This window comes from Streptomyces sp. NPDC058326, from assembly GCF_042879855.1.
Classification (GTDB): domain Bacteria; phylum Actinomycetota; class Actinomycetes; order Streptomycetales; family Streptomycetaceae; genus Streptomyces.
The window spans coordinates 38,460-54,478 of sequence record NZ_JBHVZO010000024.1; the positions used below are offsets into that span (position 1 = coordinate 38,460).

Annotated in this window: 17 protein-coding genes; 7 read left to right on the forward strand and 10 right to left on the reverse strand. The window is 72.3% G+C overall.

Features of this window, described 5'->3' with window-relative positions; all coding sequences use genetic code 11:
- Nucleotides 1-11: 11 nt before the first annotated feature.
- Complete coding sequence (locus ACFVYX_RS31930) at nt 12-2,462, reverse strand: PQQ-binding-like beta-propeller repeat protein (protein ID WP_389684972.1); 2,451 nt, start codon at nt 2,460-2,462, stop codon at nt 12-14.
- Nucleotides 2,463-2,635: 173 nt separating this feature from the next.
- On the reverse strand, nt 2,636-3,499 hold the full coding sequence (locus ACFVYX_RS31935; RefSeq protein WP_389684973.1) for a VOC family protein: 864 nt from the start codon (nt 3,497-3,499) through the stop codon (nt 2,636-2,638).
- A 308-nt stretch (nt 3,500-3,807) separates the two neighbouring features.
- Between ACFVYX_RS31935 and ACFVYX_RS31940 the strand changes: the two genes are divergently transcribed.
- The gene (locus ACFVYX_RS31940; protein WP_389684974.1) at nt 3,808-4,455 is read left to right on the forward strand and encodes a TetR family transcriptional regulator; all 648 of its coding nucleotides are present in this window, start codon (nt 3,808-3,810) and stop codon (nt 4,453-4,455) included.
- A 184-nt stretch (nt 4,456-4,639) separates the two neighbouring features.
- Here the strand turns inward: ACFVYX_RS31940 and ACFVYX_RS31945 are convergent, their stop codons facing one another.
- Nucleotides 4,640-5,110, reverse strand: coding sequence for a nitroreductase family deazaflavin-dependent oxidoreductase (locus tag ACFVYX_RS31945; RefSeq protein ID WP_389684975.1), 471 nt, complete (start codon nt 5,108-5,110; stop codon nt 4,640-4,642).
- A complete protein-coding gene (locus ACFVYX_RS31950) occupies nt 5,111-6,328 on the reverse strand; it encodes an acyl-CoA dehydrogenase family protein (protein ID WP_389684976.1) in 1,218 nt (405 codons plus the stop codon).
- 106 nt (nt 6,329-6,434) lie between these two features.
- Between ACFVYX_RS31950 and ACFVYX_RS31955 the strand changes: the two genes are divergently transcribed.
- The 3 genes from ACFVYX_RS31955 to ACFVYX_RS31965 all read left to right on the forward strand — a co-directional run bounded on the left by ACFVYX_RS31955 (nt 6,435) and on the right by ACFVYX_RS31965 (nt 8,669).
- Nucleotides 6,435-7,625 (forward strand): acetyl-CoA acetyltransferase, encoded by a 1,191-nt coding sequence (locus ACFVYX_RS31955; RefSeq protein ID WP_389684977.1) that lies wholly within the window; start codon nt 6,435-6,437, stop codon nt 7,623-7,625.
- 100 nt (nt 7,626-7,725) lie between these two features.
- Nucleotides 7,726-8,388, forward strand: a complete 663-nt coding sequence (locus ACFVYX_RS31960) for a pyridoxal 5'-phosphate synthase (protein WP_389684978.1) — start codon at nt 7,726-7,728, stop codon at nt 8,386-8,388.
- Nucleotides 8,389-8,420: 32 nt separating this feature from the next.
- Nucleotides 8,421-8,669, forward strand: coding sequence for an SCO4226 family nickel-binding protein (locus ACFVYX_RS31965; protein WP_389684979.1), 249 nt, complete (start codon nt 8,421-8,423; stop codon nt 8,667-8,669).
- 195 nt (nt 8,670-8,864) lie between these two features.
- Here the strand turns inward: ACFVYX_RS31965 and ACFVYX_RS31970 are convergent, their stop codons facing one another.
- From ACFVYX_RS31970 to ACFVYX_RS31980, 3 genes are all read right to left on the reverse strand, one after another.
- On the reverse strand, nt 8,865-9,509 hold the full coding sequence (locus ACFVYX_RS31970) for a TetR/AcrR family transcriptional regulator (protein ID WP_389684980.1): 645 nt from the start codon (nt 9,507-9,509) through the stop codon (nt 8,865-8,867).
- A gap of 113 nt (nt 9,510-9,622) precedes the next feature.
- Nucleotides 9,623-10,963 carry a dicarboxylate/amino acid:cation symporter gene (locus ACFVYX_RS31975; RefSeq protein ID WP_389684981.1) on the reverse strand — a complete coding sequence of 447 codons (1,341 nt, stop codon included), beginning with the start codon at nt 10,961-10,963 and terminating at the stop codon, nt 9,623-9,625.
- A gap of 357 nt (nt 10,964-11,320) precedes the next feature.
- Nucleotides 11,321-11,587 carry a DUF4229 domain-containing protein gene (locus ACFVYX_RS31980; RefSeq protein WP_389684982.1) on the reverse strand — a complete coding sequence of 89 codons (267 nt, stop codon included), beginning with the start codon at nt 11,585-11,587 and terminating at the stop codon, nt 11,321-11,323.
- A 142-nt stretch (nt 11,588-11,729) separates the two neighbouring features.
- On the opposite strand from ACFVYX_RS31980, the gene ACFVYX_RS31985 reads away from it, so the two are divergent.
- The gene (locus ACFVYX_RS31985) at nt 11,730-12,263 is read left to right on the forward strand and encodes a GNAT family N-acetyltransferase (RefSeq protein WP_389684983.1); all 534 of its coding nucleotides are present in this window, start codon (nt 11,730-11,732) and stop codon (nt 12,261-12,263) included.
- 113 nt (nt 12,264-12,376) lie between these two features.
- A complete protein-coding gene (locus ACFVYX_RS31990; RefSeq protein WP_389684984.1) occupies nt 12,377-13,243 on the forward strand; it encodes a GyrI-like domain-containing protein in 867 nt (288 codons plus the stop codon).
- A gap of 103 nt (nt 13,244-13,346) precedes the next feature.
- Here ACFVYX_RS31990 and mqnE read toward each other — a convergent pair whose 3' ends face one another.
- Together mqnE and ACFVYX_RS32000 are read right to left on the reverse strand one after the other, a co-directional pair.
- Nucleotides 13,347-14,510, reverse strand: coding sequence for an aminofutalosine synthase MqnE (mqnE, locus tag ACFVYX_RS31995; protein WP_389684985.1), 1,164 nt, complete (start codon nt 14,508-14,510; stop codon nt 13,347-13,349).
- Between the two features lie 61 nt (nt 14,511-14,571).
- On the reverse strand, nt 14,572-15,027 hold the full coding sequence (locus ACFVYX_RS32000; protein ID WP_017241016.1) for an Lrp/AsnC family transcriptional regulator: 456 nt from the start codon (nt 15,025-15,027) through the stop codon (nt 14,572-14,574).
- A gap of 114 nt (nt 15,028-15,141) precedes the next feature.
- On the opposite strand from ACFVYX_RS32000, the gene ACFVYX_RS32005 reads away from it, so the two are divergent.
- Entirely contained in the window at nt 15,142-15,279 is a 138-nt protein-coding gene (locus tag ACFVYX_RS32005) for a hypothetical protein (protein ID WP_329853089.1), read from the forward strand.
- On the opposite strand, the gene ACFVYX_RS32010 is transcribed toward ACFVYX_RS32005, so the two are convergent.
- Nucleotides 15,276-15,968: a UbiX family flavin prenyltransferase gene (locus ACFVYX_RS32010; protein WP_389684986.1), complete on the reverse strand. Its 693-nt coding sequence runs from the start codon at nt 15,966-15,968 to the stop codon at nt 15,276-15,278. The genes ACFVYX_RS32005 and ACFVYX_RS32010 overlap by 4 nt on opposite strands.
- Nucleotides 15,969-16,019 lie beyond the last annotated feature (51 nt).

Sequence of the window (16,019 nt, forward strand, 5' to 3'; positions counted from 1 at the left end):
GCCCCCGCGGGCTACCGGGCGGCGGACCCCCGCCCCGTCGCCGTGCCCTTGACCGCGTCGAGCGCGTACACGCAGCGGTCCTTGCTGCACGCGTACACCACCCCGCCCCTGGCCACCGGCGACCCGGTGATCTCGCCGCCGGTCGCGAGCTTCCAGCGCAGCTGACCGCCGGTCGCGTCCAGGGTGTAGAGGACGTGGTCGGCGGAGCCGAAGTGCACCCGGCCGTCGGCGACGACCGGGGAGCCGACCAGCTCGCCGCCCGCCGCGAACCGCCAGCGGGGCGTGCCGGTGACCGCGTCCAGCGTGTACAGCGCGCTGCCGCTGCCGACGTGCACGTTGCCGTCGGCGACGAGCACCGGCTCGGCCGACTGGCGCGGCTCGGTCGCGATCCGCCAGCGGTCCTGCCCGGTGGTGGCGTCGATCGCGTACACCGTGCCGAGGTGGTCGGAGAGGTACACCCCGCCGCCCGTCACCGCGGGTCCCGGCGCGAACGTCGGCGGCGAGAGGAAGACCGCCGGCGCCTCGAAGTGCCAGCGGACGTGTCCGGCGGCGATGTCGATCGACAGGACCCGGGTCCCGGCGGAGACGTACACGCAGCCGTCCTCGGCCGGGGCCACCCGCACGGGCACGCCGGCGCAGGAGGCGGCGTCTCCGATCGGATACGACCAGCGCTCGACGCCGGTGCGGGCGTCGAGGGCCTGGAGCCGGGCCTCCCGCCACACGTACACGGTGTCGCCGTGGACGGCGGGCCCCGCCTCCGGGGTCTCGAAGTCGGTCTGCGCGCCGGTGATCTCCCACAGCTTGGTGCCGTTGGAGGCCTCCCAGCCCTGCACCCCGCCACCGCGCGTACCGGTGACGACCGTGCCCCGGTCGACCTGGAGCGAGTACACCCAGGCGTCCGTCCGCAGCCGCCAGCGCTCACTGCCGTCGGTCGCGTCGAGGGCGTACAGGGTGGGCCCGTCGGAGGCGTGGATACGGCCTGCGGCGACGGCCATGGACCAGGCCACGTCCCGGGTCTTGAACTGGCGCCGGCCGCTGCCGGTGTCCAGGGCGTGTACCTCGAACGAGGTGACGTACAGCAGGTCGCCGTCGACGACCGGGGTGCCCCAGACGTCGTTCGACATCCGGAAGCGCCAGGGCCGCCAGGGGCCCGGCTCCGGCGGGGCCTGCTCGGAGCCCTGGGAGGGGACGCTCACGGGGCGCGAGCCGGGCGGCGGGCCGGGCTCTCCGGCGTACGAACCGGCGTCGGCGCCGTGCGGGCCGCCGCCGGGCGGACGGATCCAGCCGGTCGCGGGACCGGCGTCGGCACTCCGGCCGACGGCGAGCGCGGCCCGGGTGTCGGCGACGCGGGGGCCCGGGCCGATGGGCACGGTCGCGCCCCCGAGGCGTACGGGCCCGCCCGCGCTCTCGGCGGGCCCGGCGTGCCGGCCGCCGCCAACGGGCGCGGGATCGGGACGGCGGCCGCCTCCGACGGGCGCGGGTTCCGGGAAGCGGGGGTCGCCGCCGTGGTCGCCGGGCTGCCGCGGCGGGCGCGGCGGCATCGGGGGCGCGGTCGGCGCCGGAGCGGGACGGCCGCCGCGGCGGGTCTCGATCATGGCGGTGGCGCTCTCCGGCAGCCAGGCCGATGCCGTGCCGCTGTCGTCGCTGCCGGGGCCGAAGAGATGCGGGGCCAGCTGGGCCTGGAGGTCGGCCGGGGTGGGCCGGCGGGCGATGTCCATCTGCATGCAGGACTCGATGAGGGGCCGCAGCTCCTCGGGCAGGCCCTCCAGGTCGGGGCCCTCGCGGAGCAGCATGAAGACGGTCTCGACCGGGTTGGCGCCGTGGAAGGGCGCGTGGCCGGTGGCGGCGAAGACCAGCATCGAGCCCAGCGAGAAGACATCGCTCGCGCCGGTGACGCTGCGCGAGTCGCGGGCCTGCTCGGGAGACATGTAGGCCGGGGTGCCGACGGCGACATTGGTCATGGTCAGGCGCGTGTTGGAGACGCCCGACGCGATGCCGAAGTCGATCACCCGGGGGCCGTCCTCGACGACGAGGACGTTGGAGGGCTTGAGGTCACGGTGGACCAGGCCCGCGCCGTGGATGGACTGCAGGGCCTCGGCGACACCGGCGGCCAGCCAGCGCACGGCCTGGGCCGGGAGCGGCCCGCACTCGTTCACTATCTCTTCGAGCGAGGGCGCGGGGACGTAGGCGGTCGCCAGCCAGGGCACGGCGGCCCGGGGGTCGGCGTCCACGACGGCGGCCGTGTAGAAGCCGGAGACCGCGCGCGCAGCCTCCACCTCCCGGGTGAAGCGGACCCGGAACAGCTGGTCCTCCGCGAGCTCCGTGCGCACGGTCTTGATCGCCACGCGCCGGCCCGAGGCCGAGCGCGCGAGATAGACCAGGCCCATCCCGCCCGCGCCGAGCCGGCCCAGCACCTCGAAGGGCCCGATACGTCTCGGGTCGTGCTGCGTCAGCTGTTCCACTTGCCTGCCACCTCCCCGTACGGGCCATGAGGGTACGGCCCCGTGGCGCTGATTCTTCCTGTCCGAGGGCCCGGTTGCGAACCCGGGGGCGGATCGGGGTGTCACAGCTCATATGGGGGTGGTCCCGCTCGGTACCGTACCGGCCCGTACGGGACCGTACAGGTCAGGAGGGATCAGGCCGTACCGGCAGGTTTCGTCTCCGGTGGGCGTGTCGGCTCCGCGGGGCGTTTCGTTTCCGCGAGGCGTTTCGGCTCCCCGGGGCCTTTCGGTTCCGCGAGGACCGCGAAGCGGGCGCCCTGGTTGTCGTGGAGGACGGCGATGCGGCCGTGCGGGGTGTCGAAGGCGGGGGTGGCGACGCGGCCGCCGAGGCGGACGGTGATCGCACAGGCCTGGTCGCAGTCGTGGACGGCGAAGTAGACGAGGACGTGGCCGGGCATCTCGGCGGGGAAGTCATCGGTGATGACGGCGCGCCCGCCGAAGGCGCTGTCGTCGCCCGGGCGGGAGCCGGGGGGTGACCAGACGCGGTAGTCGAAGCCTGCGTCCCTGCCCTCCTCTTCGGCGTCGGCCTGGCGGCCGAGGTAGCCGAAGACGCTGGCGTAGAAGGTGTCGACGGCCTCGGGCCGGCGCGTGTACACCTCCATCCAGCAGAAGGAGCCCGGCCGGTTCACGACCTCGAAGCCGTCGTCGTCGCCCGACTGCCGGAGGCCGAAGACGGCGCCGCCGGGGTCGGCGGCGAGGGCCAGGACGCCGAACGGGCCGACGGGGTAGGGCTCCATGACCATCTGGCCGCCGGCGGCCTTGATCCGGGTGGAGAGGGAGCCCGCGTCCCGGGTGGCGAGGTAGAGGGTCCAGGTGGTGGGCATGCGGCCGTCGCGCTTGGGGAGGAGTCCGGCGACGCGTCGCCCGGCGAGGAGTGCCTCGTCGCGGTCGGGGTCGAAGGTCCAGCCGAAGAGCTCGCCGTAGAAGCGCTTGCCCGCTTCCAGGTCGGGGAGCTGTGCGTCCACCCAGCAGGGGGTGCCCTCAGTGCGTGCCGCCATGGGTCCACGCTAGGGCCGAGCGGAGGGCCCCGCATGCCCCGATATGCGAACAAAGGGGCGATTCATGGAGTGGGAGCCCTTGGGGCGCCCGGGTTGTCCACCGAAGTTGTCCACAGCCTGTTCATAAGGCTATTCGAGTACGGGGCTCCCCCGGCCGGCCCACCCGCACCCCGCGCTGGCTTGAACCCGCCCCTCGAACATCGCGCCCCGGACCCGCGCCGACCTCGCGGAACACCCGCGGAACAGGGTCGCACCCCATTTGCAGTCGGCCGAATCGCGCGCCGACACCCCCTCGGTAAGCTGACGGCATGACAGGACAAGTACGCACCGTCGACGGCCGCGTGGCCGGACGACGCGGCCAGGCGACGCGGCAGAAGCTGCTCGACTGCCTCGGTGAGATGCTCAGCTCCTCGCCCTACCGGGACGTCAAGGTCATCGATGTGGCCCGGAAGGCGGGTACTTCACCCGCGACGTTCTATCAGTACTTCCCGGACGTCGAGGGAGCGGTTCTCGAGATCGCGGAGGAAATGGCCAAGGAGGGAGCCGGGTTGACCGAGCTGGTCTCCGGCCGCTCCTGGGTCGGCAAGGCCGGCTGGCAGACCTCCGAGGAACTAGTGGAAGGCTTCCTGGACTTCTGGCGGAAGCACGACGCGATCCTCCGGGTCGTGGACCTCGGCGCCGCGGAGGGCGACAAACGGTTCTACAAGATCCGCATGAAGATCCTGAACTCGGTCACCAACTCCCTGACGGACGCGGTGAAGGAGCTCCAGGGCAAGGGCAAGGTCGACAAGGAGGTCAGCCCCGCCGCCATGGCCGGTTCACTGGTGGCGATGCTGGCCGCGGTCGCCGGGCACCAGAAGGGCTTCACGACCTGGGGTGTGAAGCAGGCCGAACTCAAGCCGAACCTCGCCCTGTTGGTGCACCTGGGCATCACCGGCAAGAAGCCGACCAGATAGCCCTTCCGGAGATCCGAACCGAGCCTCGCTCACCTTCCCCCCGTCCTGTCGTCGACGCCGACGGCGGCCCGCCCCCACGGACCGCCGTCGGCGTCGCCGTTTCCCCGGCCCCTGGGATCCACGTCGCCCCCTGATCCACGCCCCCGGCCGGAGAGCCCGCCTCCCGGATCGCCGGACGCCTCCCTCACCGCCGGGTCAGCCGGAAGAGCCTGATCTCGCGCTCCACCCGCGCCTGATAGGTGGCGTACGGCGGCCAGAACTCCAGCGCCGCCCGCCAGGCCGCCGCCCGCTCCTCCCCGGTGAGCAGCTCCGCCCGTACGGGGATGTCGGCGCCCCGCCAGTTCACCTCGGCATCCGGATGGGCGAGGAGGTTCGCGGTCCACGCCGGGTGGCCGGGGCGGCCGAAGTTGGAGCCGACGAGCAGCCAGCCGCCGTCCGGCTCCGGCATGCAGGCCAGCGGGGTGACCCGGGGCAGCCCGCTCCTCGCGCCCCGCGCGGTGAGCAGGAGCCCGGGCAGCATCCGGGCACTGAGCAGCACTTTTCCCCGGGTGAGCCGGTGCACGGCCTTGTCCATGGCGGGGACGACGCGGGGGCCGATCCGGGCGAAGGTCCGGGTCGAGGAGATCTTCTGCGTGAGTCTGCGTCCGACGGTCATCTACGCCGCCGCCTCTCCGAGGAGTCCGGCCCGTTCCGCCACCCGAGCGCGCAGCCGCCGCACGGGGCCGAAGAGCAGTTCGTCGGAGGCGGCCCGCTCGAAGAAGAGGCGCGCTTCGTGTTCCCAGGCGGTTCCGGTGCCGCCGTGCAGCTGGACGGACTCCCCCGTCGTGGCACGCAGGGCGTCCAGGGCGTGGGCGAGCGCGAGCGGCCCGCTCTCCGGCCCCGGGCCGGGTTCCCGTGCCGCGCGGTGGGTGAGGGAGCGGGCGGTCTCGATCTGGGCGTGCAGGTCGGCGAGCCGGTGTCCGGCGGGCCGGCCGGGCCGTTCGCGGGCGGTGACGTGGGCGACGGCGCGGTCGAGGGCCTCCCGGGCCGCGCCGACGGCCTCGGCGGCCAGCATGACGGCGGCGGCGCGGCCGGTGGCGGCGAGGGCGCCGAGGACGTCGGCCGGTTCCTCGCCGAGGAGTTCGGCTCCGGTGTCGCGGAACTGGACGGTGGCCCGGGCGCGGGTCGGGTCGAGGGTGTGCTGCCGGGTGCGGACGAGTCCGGGCACGCCGGGCCCGTCGGTCCGTACGAGGAAGAGGAGCGTACGGCTGCGGGCGAAGCCTCCCGCGTGGGCGGCGACGAGCAGGAGGCCGGCGCTGTGTCCGTCGACGACCTGGGCGGCCTCGCCGTACAGCCGCCAGCCTCCGTCGGCGGCGTGGGCCTGGACGCCGCCGGCGCGGCCGCCGCCGGACCAGTCGTCGGCGGTGTTGTCGCCGGTGAGGCCGAGGGCGAGGGCGAGGGGTCCGGCCACCGCGAGGGCGCAGGTGAGGGAGGAGTCGGCGAGGCGCGGGAGGAGCGCGGCGCGCTGGGCGGGGGTGCCGAGAGCGGTGAGGAGCGGGGCGGCGAGGACGCTGGTGGCGAGGAGGGGGGAGGGGGCGAGGGCACGGCCGGTCTCCTCGCAGACGAGGGCGAGTTCGACGGGCCCGCGGCCGGCGCCTCCGTACTCCCGGGGGAGGGTGAGGCCGGCGAGGCCGAGGGTGCCGGACATCGCGGCCCAGAGCTCGGGGTCGTACCCCTGGGGGGTGGCGGTGGCCCCACGGCTCCGGCCCGGCCCGGCCCGCTCGGTGAGGAGGCCCCGCAGGGCGCGGCGGATCTCCTGCTGCTCGTCGGTGAGCGGGATGGCGAACGGGGCGGTTCCGGCGGCGGTGAGCGCTGCGCTGTCGGCGGCGTCCATAGAGCTCCCTCCGAATCTGACGGTGCGTCATGTTAGAGGCGGGCACGGCCGCTTGCCCAGAGACGCGCCGGTCCCGATCCACCAGATCTGATGTACCGTCAGATTCATGCCGACCGCCACGACCACCCAGCCCACCACCGCACGGAGTTCCCGTCGCGTCGCCGTCGCGGGCGTCGCCCTCGCCGACTGCGGCCGGGTCGACGACGCCACCCCGTACGCGCTGCACGCCCAGGCCGCCCGCCGCGCGCTCGCGGACAGCGGCCTGGACCGCTCGGTGATCGACGGCCTCGCCTCGGCGGGCCTCGGCACCCTCGCCCCGGTCGAGGTCGCCGAGTACCTGGGGCTGCGCCCCCGCTGGGTGGACTCGACCGCCGTCGGCGGCGCCACCTGGGAGGTCATGGCCGCGCACGCCGCCGACGCGATAGCCGCCGGCCACGCGAACGCGGTCCTCCTCGTGTACGGCTCCACCGCGCGCGCCGACATCCGCGCCCGGCGCCGCACCGCGAACCTCTCGTTCGGGGCACGCGGCCCGCTCCAGTTCGAGGTCCCGTACGGGCACACCCTGATCGCCAAGTACGCGATGGCCGCGCGCCGCCATATGCACCAGTACGGGACGACCCTGGAGCAGCTCGCCGAGGTGGCCGTACGGGCGCGGGCGAACGCGGCGCTCAACCCGGAGGCGATGTTCCGCGACCCGATCACCGTCGACGACGTCCTGGCCGGGCCGATGATCGCGGACCCGTTCACCAAGCTGCACTGCTGCCTGCGCAGCGACGGCGGCTGCGCGGTGCTGCTGGTCGCGGAGGAGTACGTCCAGGACTGCCGTACGGCCCCGGTCTGGGTGCTCGGCACCGGCGAACACGTCTCGCACACCACGATGTCGGAGTGGGAGGACTTCACGGTCTCCCCGGCGGCGGTCAGCGGCCGGCTCGCCTTCGAGCGGGCGGGCGTCGGACCCGGGGACGTCGATGTCGCCGAGATCTACGACGCCTTCACCTATATGACCCTGGTGACCCTGGAGGACCTGGGCTTCTGCGCGAAGGGCGAGGGCGGGCCGTTCGTCCAGGAGAAGGACGGGCTGCCGGTGAACACGGACGGCGGTGGCCTCTCGGCCTGCCACCCCGGGATGCGGGGGCTCTTCCTCCTGGTGGAGGCGGTGAGGCAGCTGCGCGGGGAGGCGCCGGGCCTCCAGGTGCGCCGGCCGGACGGGAGCCTGCCGGAGGTGGCGGTGGCCTCGGGGACGGGGGGCTGGTTCTGCTCCTCGGGCACGGTGGTGCTGGGCAGGGGCCGACCGTGAAGAAGATCCGCGCCGACCTCCGGGCGGCGGCGAACACGGTCCCGGGCGAGGACCCCCCGCTCCCGCCGGCGGACCGGCCGGTCCGGCCTAACGTGGCCGCATGACCGACTTCCACCACGCCCTGCGCTCCCTGAAGGTCTGGGACACCGAGCTGCCCTCCTTCGACCCGGCGGGCGCCCCGCCCGAGCCGCTGCCGCTCTTCCACGAGTGGTTCACGGCGGCGGTCGCGGCCGGCCAGACCGAACCGCACACCCTCTCCCTGGCCACCGCCGACGAGGACGGCAGGCCGGACGTCCGTACGGTGATGCTGCACGACGCCGACGCGCGCGGCTGGCACTTCGCCTCGCACGCCACCAGCGCCAAGGGCCGCCAGCTCGCCGCCCGCCCCGAGGCCGCCCTCGGCTTCTACTGGCCGGTCCAGGGCCGCCAGGTCCGCATCAGGGGCCACGTCACCACCGGCACGCCCGAGGAGGCGTACGAGGACCTCCACGCCCGCACCACCGGCGCCCTCGCGTCGGCCCTCGTGGGCCGGCAGAGCGAGGTCCTCGACTCCCCCGAGACCCTCGCGGAGGCCAGCGCGGAGGCCTGGCGCCGGGCCGAGGCGGAACCGGACGCCCCGGCGCCCACCTGGACCCTCTACGTCGTCGAACCGGCCGAGGTGGAGTTCTTCCAGGGCGACGGACACCGCCGCCACCTGCGCCTCCGCTACCGCCGCGACCCGGCGGCCGGCACCGGCTGGCTGCGCGAGCTGCTCTGGCCCTGAGGGCGCACCATGGAAGAGGAGGTGGGTGAACCATGGCAACGTACATGGACGTGCACCGGGGCATGGTGGGCATCACGGCCGAGCAGCTGAACGAGGCGCACCAGGCCGACCTCGCCGTCGAGAAGGACGAGGGAGTGCACTTCGAGAAGGCCTGGGCCGACCCGGAGTCGGGGACGGTCTACTGCCTGTCGCACGGCCCGTCGGCCGAGGCGGTCCAGCGGGTCCACGCCCGCACGGGCCACGCGGCCGACGAGATCCACGAGGTGTCCCTCATGGTGTGAGGAGAGCGCGGAGTACGGGGCGGAGCCGCCGGAGGACTTCTCCCCCGCCCCGTACATCTCCTCGGTCTCCCGCGCGAAGTCCCGCGGCACCGCACGCCGTCCGAGCTCGAGGGACGGAGTCAGGTGCCCGGAGTTCCGTGCGCGGCAAGGCTCGAAGGGGAGACCGGCGCGCGCGTTCCGGAGCCCGGCGGCCGGTCAGCGCGGGGACCAGCGCTCGCTCTTCATGAGGTTCCCGAGCCCGGTCCAGGCGAGGTTCATCAGGGTCGCCGCCGCCTCCCGCGCCGTCACCCCCGGCGTCTCGTTGGCCCAGGCGGCCAGCGACTCGGCGGAACCGACGAGCGCCTGCGCGAGCGCGGCCACGTCCCGCTCCATGATGGCGGTCCCGCCCCGCGCCTCCCGCGCGGCCTCACCGATGAGACCCGCGACGAACGCGGTGATCTCGTCCCGCATCCGGGCGGCCTCCCCGGCGAACGGCTCTCCCTGCGTGCGCGCCTGCCGGCTCAGTACCGTCCAGGAGTCGGGATGCTCGGCGGCGTACGTGAAGAAGGCGAGCAGCCCCGCCCACAGCCGCTCGTCGGGCGGCGCGCTCCGGTCGACGACCGCCTCGGCCACCACCGCGAGCAGCGCCTGGGCCTCCCGCCGGATGACGGCGGTGAAGAGCTCCTCCTTGGAGTTCAGATAGAGGTACACGAGCGGCTTGGAGACTCCCGCGAGCTCGGCGATCTCGTCCATGGAAGCCGTCTGGTACCCGTGCCGCGCGAAGCTCCGCACGGCCGCGTCCAGCATCTGCCGTTCCCGCACGGCCCGCGGCAGCCGCCGCGCCCTCGCCCCGCCGGCCATGGCGCCCCACCCCTGCTTCCAAGATCCACTGGATGCCCCGCAGAAGCGTACGTGCCCCCTGCCCGGACGGGGGCAGGGGGCACGAAAGGCTGTCAGAAGGCGCCGTGGAGGCGTCAGACCGCGACCGCGACCTTCGGCTCGGCCTCGCGGCCGTCGGCCAGGTCGTCGATCGGGGACGACGAGGCGTTCCCGTACGCGGTGAGGTCGAGGATCTTCTCGCGGGCGGAGACGATCACCGGGACCAGAGCCTGGCCCGCCACGTTCGTGGCCGTCCTGATCATGTCCAGGATCGGGTCGATCGCCATCAGGAGACCGACGCCCTCCAGCGGGAGGCCCAGGGTGGAGAGGGTCAGAGTCAGCATGACCGTCGCGCCGGTGAGGCCGGCGGTGGCCGCCGAGCCGATGACGGAGACGAAGGCGATGAGCAGGTAGTCACCGATGCCGAGCTGCACGTCGAAGATCTGCGCGATGAAGATCGCGGCGAGCGCCGGGTAGATCGCGGCGCAGCCGTCCATCTTGGTGGTGGCGCCGAACGGGACGGCGAAGGAGGCGTACTCCTTCGGGACGCCGAGGCGCTCGGTGACCCTCTGGGTGACCGGCATGGTGCCGACCGAGGAGCGGGAGACGAAGGCCAGCTGGATGGCCGGCCAGGCGCCCTTGTAGAACTGGATCGGGTTGACCTTGGCGACCGTGGCGAGCAGCAGCGGGTAGACGCCGAACATGACCAGGGCGCAGCCGATGTAGACGTCGGCGGTGAAGGTCGCGTACTTGCCGATCAGGTCCCAGCCGTAGTCGGCGATGGCGAAGCCGATGAGGCCGACGGTGCCGACGGGCGCGAGCCGGATGACCCACCACAGGGCCTTCTGGAGGAGCTCGAGGACCGACTCGGAGAAGGTGAGGATCGGCTTGGCCCTGTCGCCCAGCTTGAGGGCGGCGACGCCGGCGACGGCGGCCATGAAGACGATCTGGAGGACGTTCAGCTCGGTGAAGGGCGTGATGACGTCCGTCGGGATGATGCCGGTCAGGAAGTCGATCCAGGAGCCCTCGCGCTTCGGCAGCTTGCCGTCCTGCGGGGTGAGGCCGGTTCCGGCGCCCGGGTTGGTGAGCAGGCCGATCGCGAGGCCGATGGCGACCGCGATCAGGGAGGTGATCATGAACCAGAGCAGGGTGCGGGTGGCGAGCCTGGCGGCGTTGTTCACCTTCCGCAGGTTGGTGATCGACACCAGGATCGCGAAGAAGACGAGCGGGGCGACGGCCAGCTTGAGCAGCTGGACGAAGATGTCGCCGACCTGGCCGAGGGTCTCCTTCAGCCAGGAGACGTCCTGGCTGCGGGCGATCCAGCCGAGGAGTACGCCGAGGGCGAGACCGGCGACGATCTGGGCCCAGAAGGGGATCTTCGGTATGCGCGAGGAAGCCGGGGACTTCTGCTCGGGTGTGGTCGCGGACGCGGACACAGACACACTCCACAGGTGCGTATCGGGCAATACGGGGACGGGGGTGCGGCACCCGCGCGTTTTCACGCGGGCCGCTGCATGATGCCGGGTCAGAGCTCGCGGCAACAGACCGCGGACATACAGCGGCAGAGATCGACGTGCAGGCGCGCCACGAGCGGGGTGCTCGCGGCATCGGAAAGGCGCACTGCTGTCGTCATGCCGAACACGTTAACACTTGAACTTTGAGAACCTCAAAGCCCTTCTTTGGGGTGCGGGGCCGCCCTTCCACCTCCGAAACGCAGAACGCCCCAGGCGGGAGCCTTGGAAGCTCCGCCCGGGGCGGACGATCTGTGATGAAGCTTACGCAGCCTTTACGGGCTACAGAGTGTCCTCCTGGGACCGGTTCGCGGCCAGCCTGCCCTTGGCGCGGTCGACCTTCGCCACGACCGCGGCGCTCGCGTCGTCCCGTACCTTGCGCAGGAGGACGAAGCTCAGCGGGGCCGAGATGACGAGGGAGAGCATGAGGACCCAGAGCAGGTTCGAGTCGCCGAGGCCGCGCGGCAGCACACCGACGTAGACGAGACCCCACAGGGCGAGGAAGCATCCGGCGAAGACACCGAGACGCATCAGCGTGTAGCGGAGCATGTCAGCCCACTCTTCCGTTCCGACGTTCCGAAAAGTTCCCCGGCTCCCCTACGGGACGAGTCCCTCCAGTGAAGCACGGGGGGTGGGGCGGCCCGGGGCCGGGCCTCTTGAGCGACCCATGAGTAATGACTAAACTCGCCGCATGACCCTTACGTTCGAGATGGACCCGGCGGTCGGCCGTACCCTGCGCGACGGCGTGCTCTCCCTCTGGGCCGACGTCTCCAACGCCGGCGGCTCGGTCGGCTTCGTCCCTCCCGTCACTCCCGACGACATCCGCCCCGTCCTGCTCAAGCACCTCATCGGGATGACCGACGGCGGCACCCGCCTGCTCGTCGGCCGGGACGAGCACGGCGAGGTCGCCGCCACCGCCTTCTTCACCTTCAACACCCACCCGCTGATGACCCACTGGGTGTGGCTCTACACGGTGATGGTCCACCCCCGGCACCAGGGCAGGGGATACGGCCGCGACCTCATGGCGGCGGTCGAGCACACCGCCCGCACCGGCGAGGGCTTCGAGGGGATCGAGGCGATCCGGCTGACCTGCCGGGGCGGTACCGGCGTCGACGGCTTCTACGCCCGGGCCGGCTACAAGGAGGTCGGCCGCGTCCCCGGGGCGATCCGGGTCGCCCCCGGCGACGACCGCGACGACATCATGATGCTGCTCCCCCTGACCTGACCCCGAAGACCTGACGCCGAAGACCCGACCCGACCGGAACGGGCACAGGAAGTCGGGTCCGCGCCCCCCGCCCCTTCCTACGGTGAAGGCACGGAAAAGGAAGGACGGACCACGTGCTGGAGCGGCTCAACCAGGCACTCGACCACATCGAGGAGCGCCTCCACGGCGACCTCGACCCGGCCGGGCTCGCCAGGATCGCGACGACCTCCGAGTACCACTTCCGGCGGCTGTTCTCGGCGCTCGCGGGGATGCCCCTGTCGGAGTACGTACGCCGCAGGCGGCTCACCGTCGCGGGCGCCGAGGTGCTCGCCGGGGAGCGGACGCTCCTGGAGATCGCGGTCCGGTACGGCTACGGCTCCGGGGAGGCCTTCGCCCGCGCGTTCCGCGCGGTGCACGGCGTCGGCCCCGGCGAGGCCCGCCGTACCGGGGCGGCGCTGCGCTCCCAGCCGCGGATGTCCTTCCGCCTCGTCGTCGAAGGGAACAGCACCATGCGGTACAGGGTCGTGGAGAAGGAAGCCTTCCGGGTCGTCGGGCGCGGAGCCCGGGTCCCCCTCGTCCACGAGGGGGAGAACCCGGCGATCGCCGCGCACATCAGGTCCATCGGCCAGGAGGCCCTCGACCGGCTCGCCCGCCTCTCGGACGGGGAGCCGGGGGGCGTCGTCTCGGCGGTCACGCACCTCTCGGAGAGCCGGGAGGAGGGCGCCGAGCTCGACTACTGGCACGGGGTCGTCAGCGGCGCCGAGGTGCCTCAGGAGTTCGACGCGCTCGACGTGCCGGCCGGCACCTGGGCCGTCTTCGAGAACGAGGGGCCGCTGCCGACGGCGATCCAGTACCTGTGGCGGGACGTCTTCACGCAGTGGTTCCCCTCCAACCCGTACGCGAGCCGGCCCGGCCCCGAGCTGCTGAGCGTCCGTCCCTCGGCGGACTGGACGACGGCACGGGCGGAGCTGTGGATCCCGGTGGAGCGCACGGGGGCCTGAGGCCTGACAGGGCGTACGGGCGTACCGGGCACGCGGGGGAGGAACGGAGACGGGCCGGCGGGAACTCCCCGCCGGCCCTTGCCGTGCGTGTGCTGTCGGTCCGTCAGACCCGCATCGCCTGCGGCGTCTCCCGCAGTCCCGCGTCCGGTCCCGGGTACTCGCGGATGATCTCGTACCGGGTGTTCCGCTCGACGGGCCGGAAGCCCGCGTCCCGGATGAGTTCGAGCAGGTCCTCGCGGCCCAGCTTGTTCGGCGTGCCGTAGTTGTCGGCGTCGTGCGTGATCTTGTACTCGACGACCGAGCCGTCCATGTCGTCGGCACCGTGCTGGAGCGCCAGCTGCGCCGTCTGGACGCCGTGCATGACCCAGAAGACCTTGACGTGCGGCACGTTGTCGAAGAGCAGCCGGGAGACCGCGAAGGTCTTCAGGGCCTCGGCGCCGGTCGCCATCGTGGTGCGCGCCTGGAGCTTGTTGCGGATCTTGCCGTCCCGCATGTCGACGAAGTCGTGCTGGTAGCGCAGCGGGATGAAGACCTGGAAGCCGCCGGTCTCGTCCTGGAGCTCACGCAGCCGCAGCACGTGGTCGACGCGGTGCCGGGGCTCCTCGATGTGCCCGTACAGCATGGTCGAGGGGGTCTTGAGCCCCTTCTCGTGGGCGAGGCGGTGGATCCGGGACCAGTCCTCCCAGTGGGTGCGGTGGTCCACGATGTGCTGCCGGACCTCCCAGTCGAAGATCTCGGCGCCGCCGCCGGTCAGCGACTCCAGACCGGCTTCGATGAGCTCGTCGAGGATGTCGGAGGCCGACATCCCGGAGATCGTCTCGAAGTGGTGGATCTCGGTGGCGGTGAAGGCCTTCAGCGAGACGTTCGGCAGGGCCTTCTTGAGCTCGGAGAGGGAGCGCGGGTAGTACCGCCAGGGCAGGTTGGGGTGGAGCCCGTTGACGATGTGGAGCTCGGTGAGGTTCTCGTTCTCCATGGCCTTCGCGAGGCGCACGGCCTCCTCGATGCGCATGGTGTACGCGTCCTTCTCGCCCGGCTTGCGCTGGAAGGAGCAGTAGGCGCAGGAGGCGGTGCAGACGTTGGTCATGTTCAGATGCCGGTTGACATTGAAGTGGACCACGTCGCCGTTCTTGCGGGTCCTGACCTCGTGGGCCAGACCGCCGAGCCAGGCGAGGTCGTCGGACTCGTACAGGGCGATGCCGTCCTCACGGCTCAGCCGCTCACCGTCCCGGACCTTCTGCTCAAGGTCGCGCTTGAGCCCAGCGTCCATGTGCGGCCGCCTCCCTTTTCTCCGAAATCAGACTTCGTCCACCGTACTCTCAGCCGTTCTGTCAGCCCTCTTCGGGCAGCTCCCCGACCCGGTTCTCCCACTTCGTGGAGAGCACGATGGTCGTCCGGGTGCGGGAGACGCCCTTGGTGCCGCTGAGGCGGCGGATGGTCTTCTCCAGGCCGTCGACGTCGTTGGCTCGCACCTTGAGCATGAAGGAGTCGTCGCCGGCGATGAACCAGCAGTCCTCGATCTCGGCGAGGTCCTTGAGGCGGCGGGCCACGTCCTCGTGGTCGGCGGCGTCGGAGAGGGAGATGCCGATGAGGGCGGTGACGCCGAGGCCGAGCGAGGCGGCGTCGACGGTGGCGCGGTAGCCGGTGATGACTCCGGCTGCCTCAAGTCGGTTGATGCGGTCGGTGACGGAGGGGCCGGAGAGCCCGACGAGCCGGCCGAGCTCGGCGTACGAGGCACGACCGTTCTCGCGCAGAGCCTGGATGAGCTGCCTGTCCACGGCGTCCATAGGTATGAAGCCTTCCATTGTCCAGCGATACCGCGAGTTTAGGTATAGAATCTAAGGTACACAGGGGTCGACACCCTGTGAATCTTTCAGCAGATCAAAGACGATCTTTCAGGAGTGGTGTTCACCGTGTACACGATCGAGATGGCCTACGCCCGTATGCGCGAGCTGCAGGACCTGGCCAACCGCTCGCGTGCCCACCAGCCCACCGCCGCCTCGAAGCGTGCCGCCAAGAAGCACGCCAAGAAGCGCTAATCAGAACGCTCACCCGACCGGGGGGTCGCGCCACCGAGCTCTCCCTCCCAACGGCGGTACAGCCGGTGCGGCACACCTGCCGCGTCGAGCACCCGCCCGGCGACGAAGTCCACCAGATCCTGGATGTGCGTCGCCCCCGCGTAGAACGCCGGAGAGGCGGGCAGCACCACGGCGCCCGCCTCGTCCAGCGTCACCATGTGCTTGAGCGTCTGACCGTTCAGCGGGGTCTCCCGCACGGCGACCACCAGCGGCCGCCGCTCCTTCAGCGTCACGCTCGCGACCCGCTGCAGCAGGTCCTTCGAAAGCCCCAGCGCCACCCCCGCCACCGCGGCGGTCGAGGCCGGCACCACCAGCATCCCCTTCGCCGGGTACGAGCCGGAGGACGGCCCCGCGGCCAGATCACCAGCCGCCCAGTACCGCACGTCGCCCACGTCGACCGTGAACGTGCCGGGCTTCCCGTCCGCGCCCCGCGCCAGCCAGGTCTCCAGGTCCTCGCGCCAGTGCGCGTCCCGGAAGGAGATCCCCGTCTCGTCGAGCAGCGTGAGCCGCGAGGCCCGCGACACCACGAGGTCGACGCTCTCCCCCGCGGCGAGCAGCCCCCTCAGCACGGCGGCGGCGTACGGGGTCCCCGACGCCCCGGAAACCCCCACGATCCAGGGACGACGCTGCTGCTTCTCTGCCTGCTCCACGCCGACGAGCCTATCCGGCCGCCGACGACGGGACTGAGTAAGGTGTCCCGG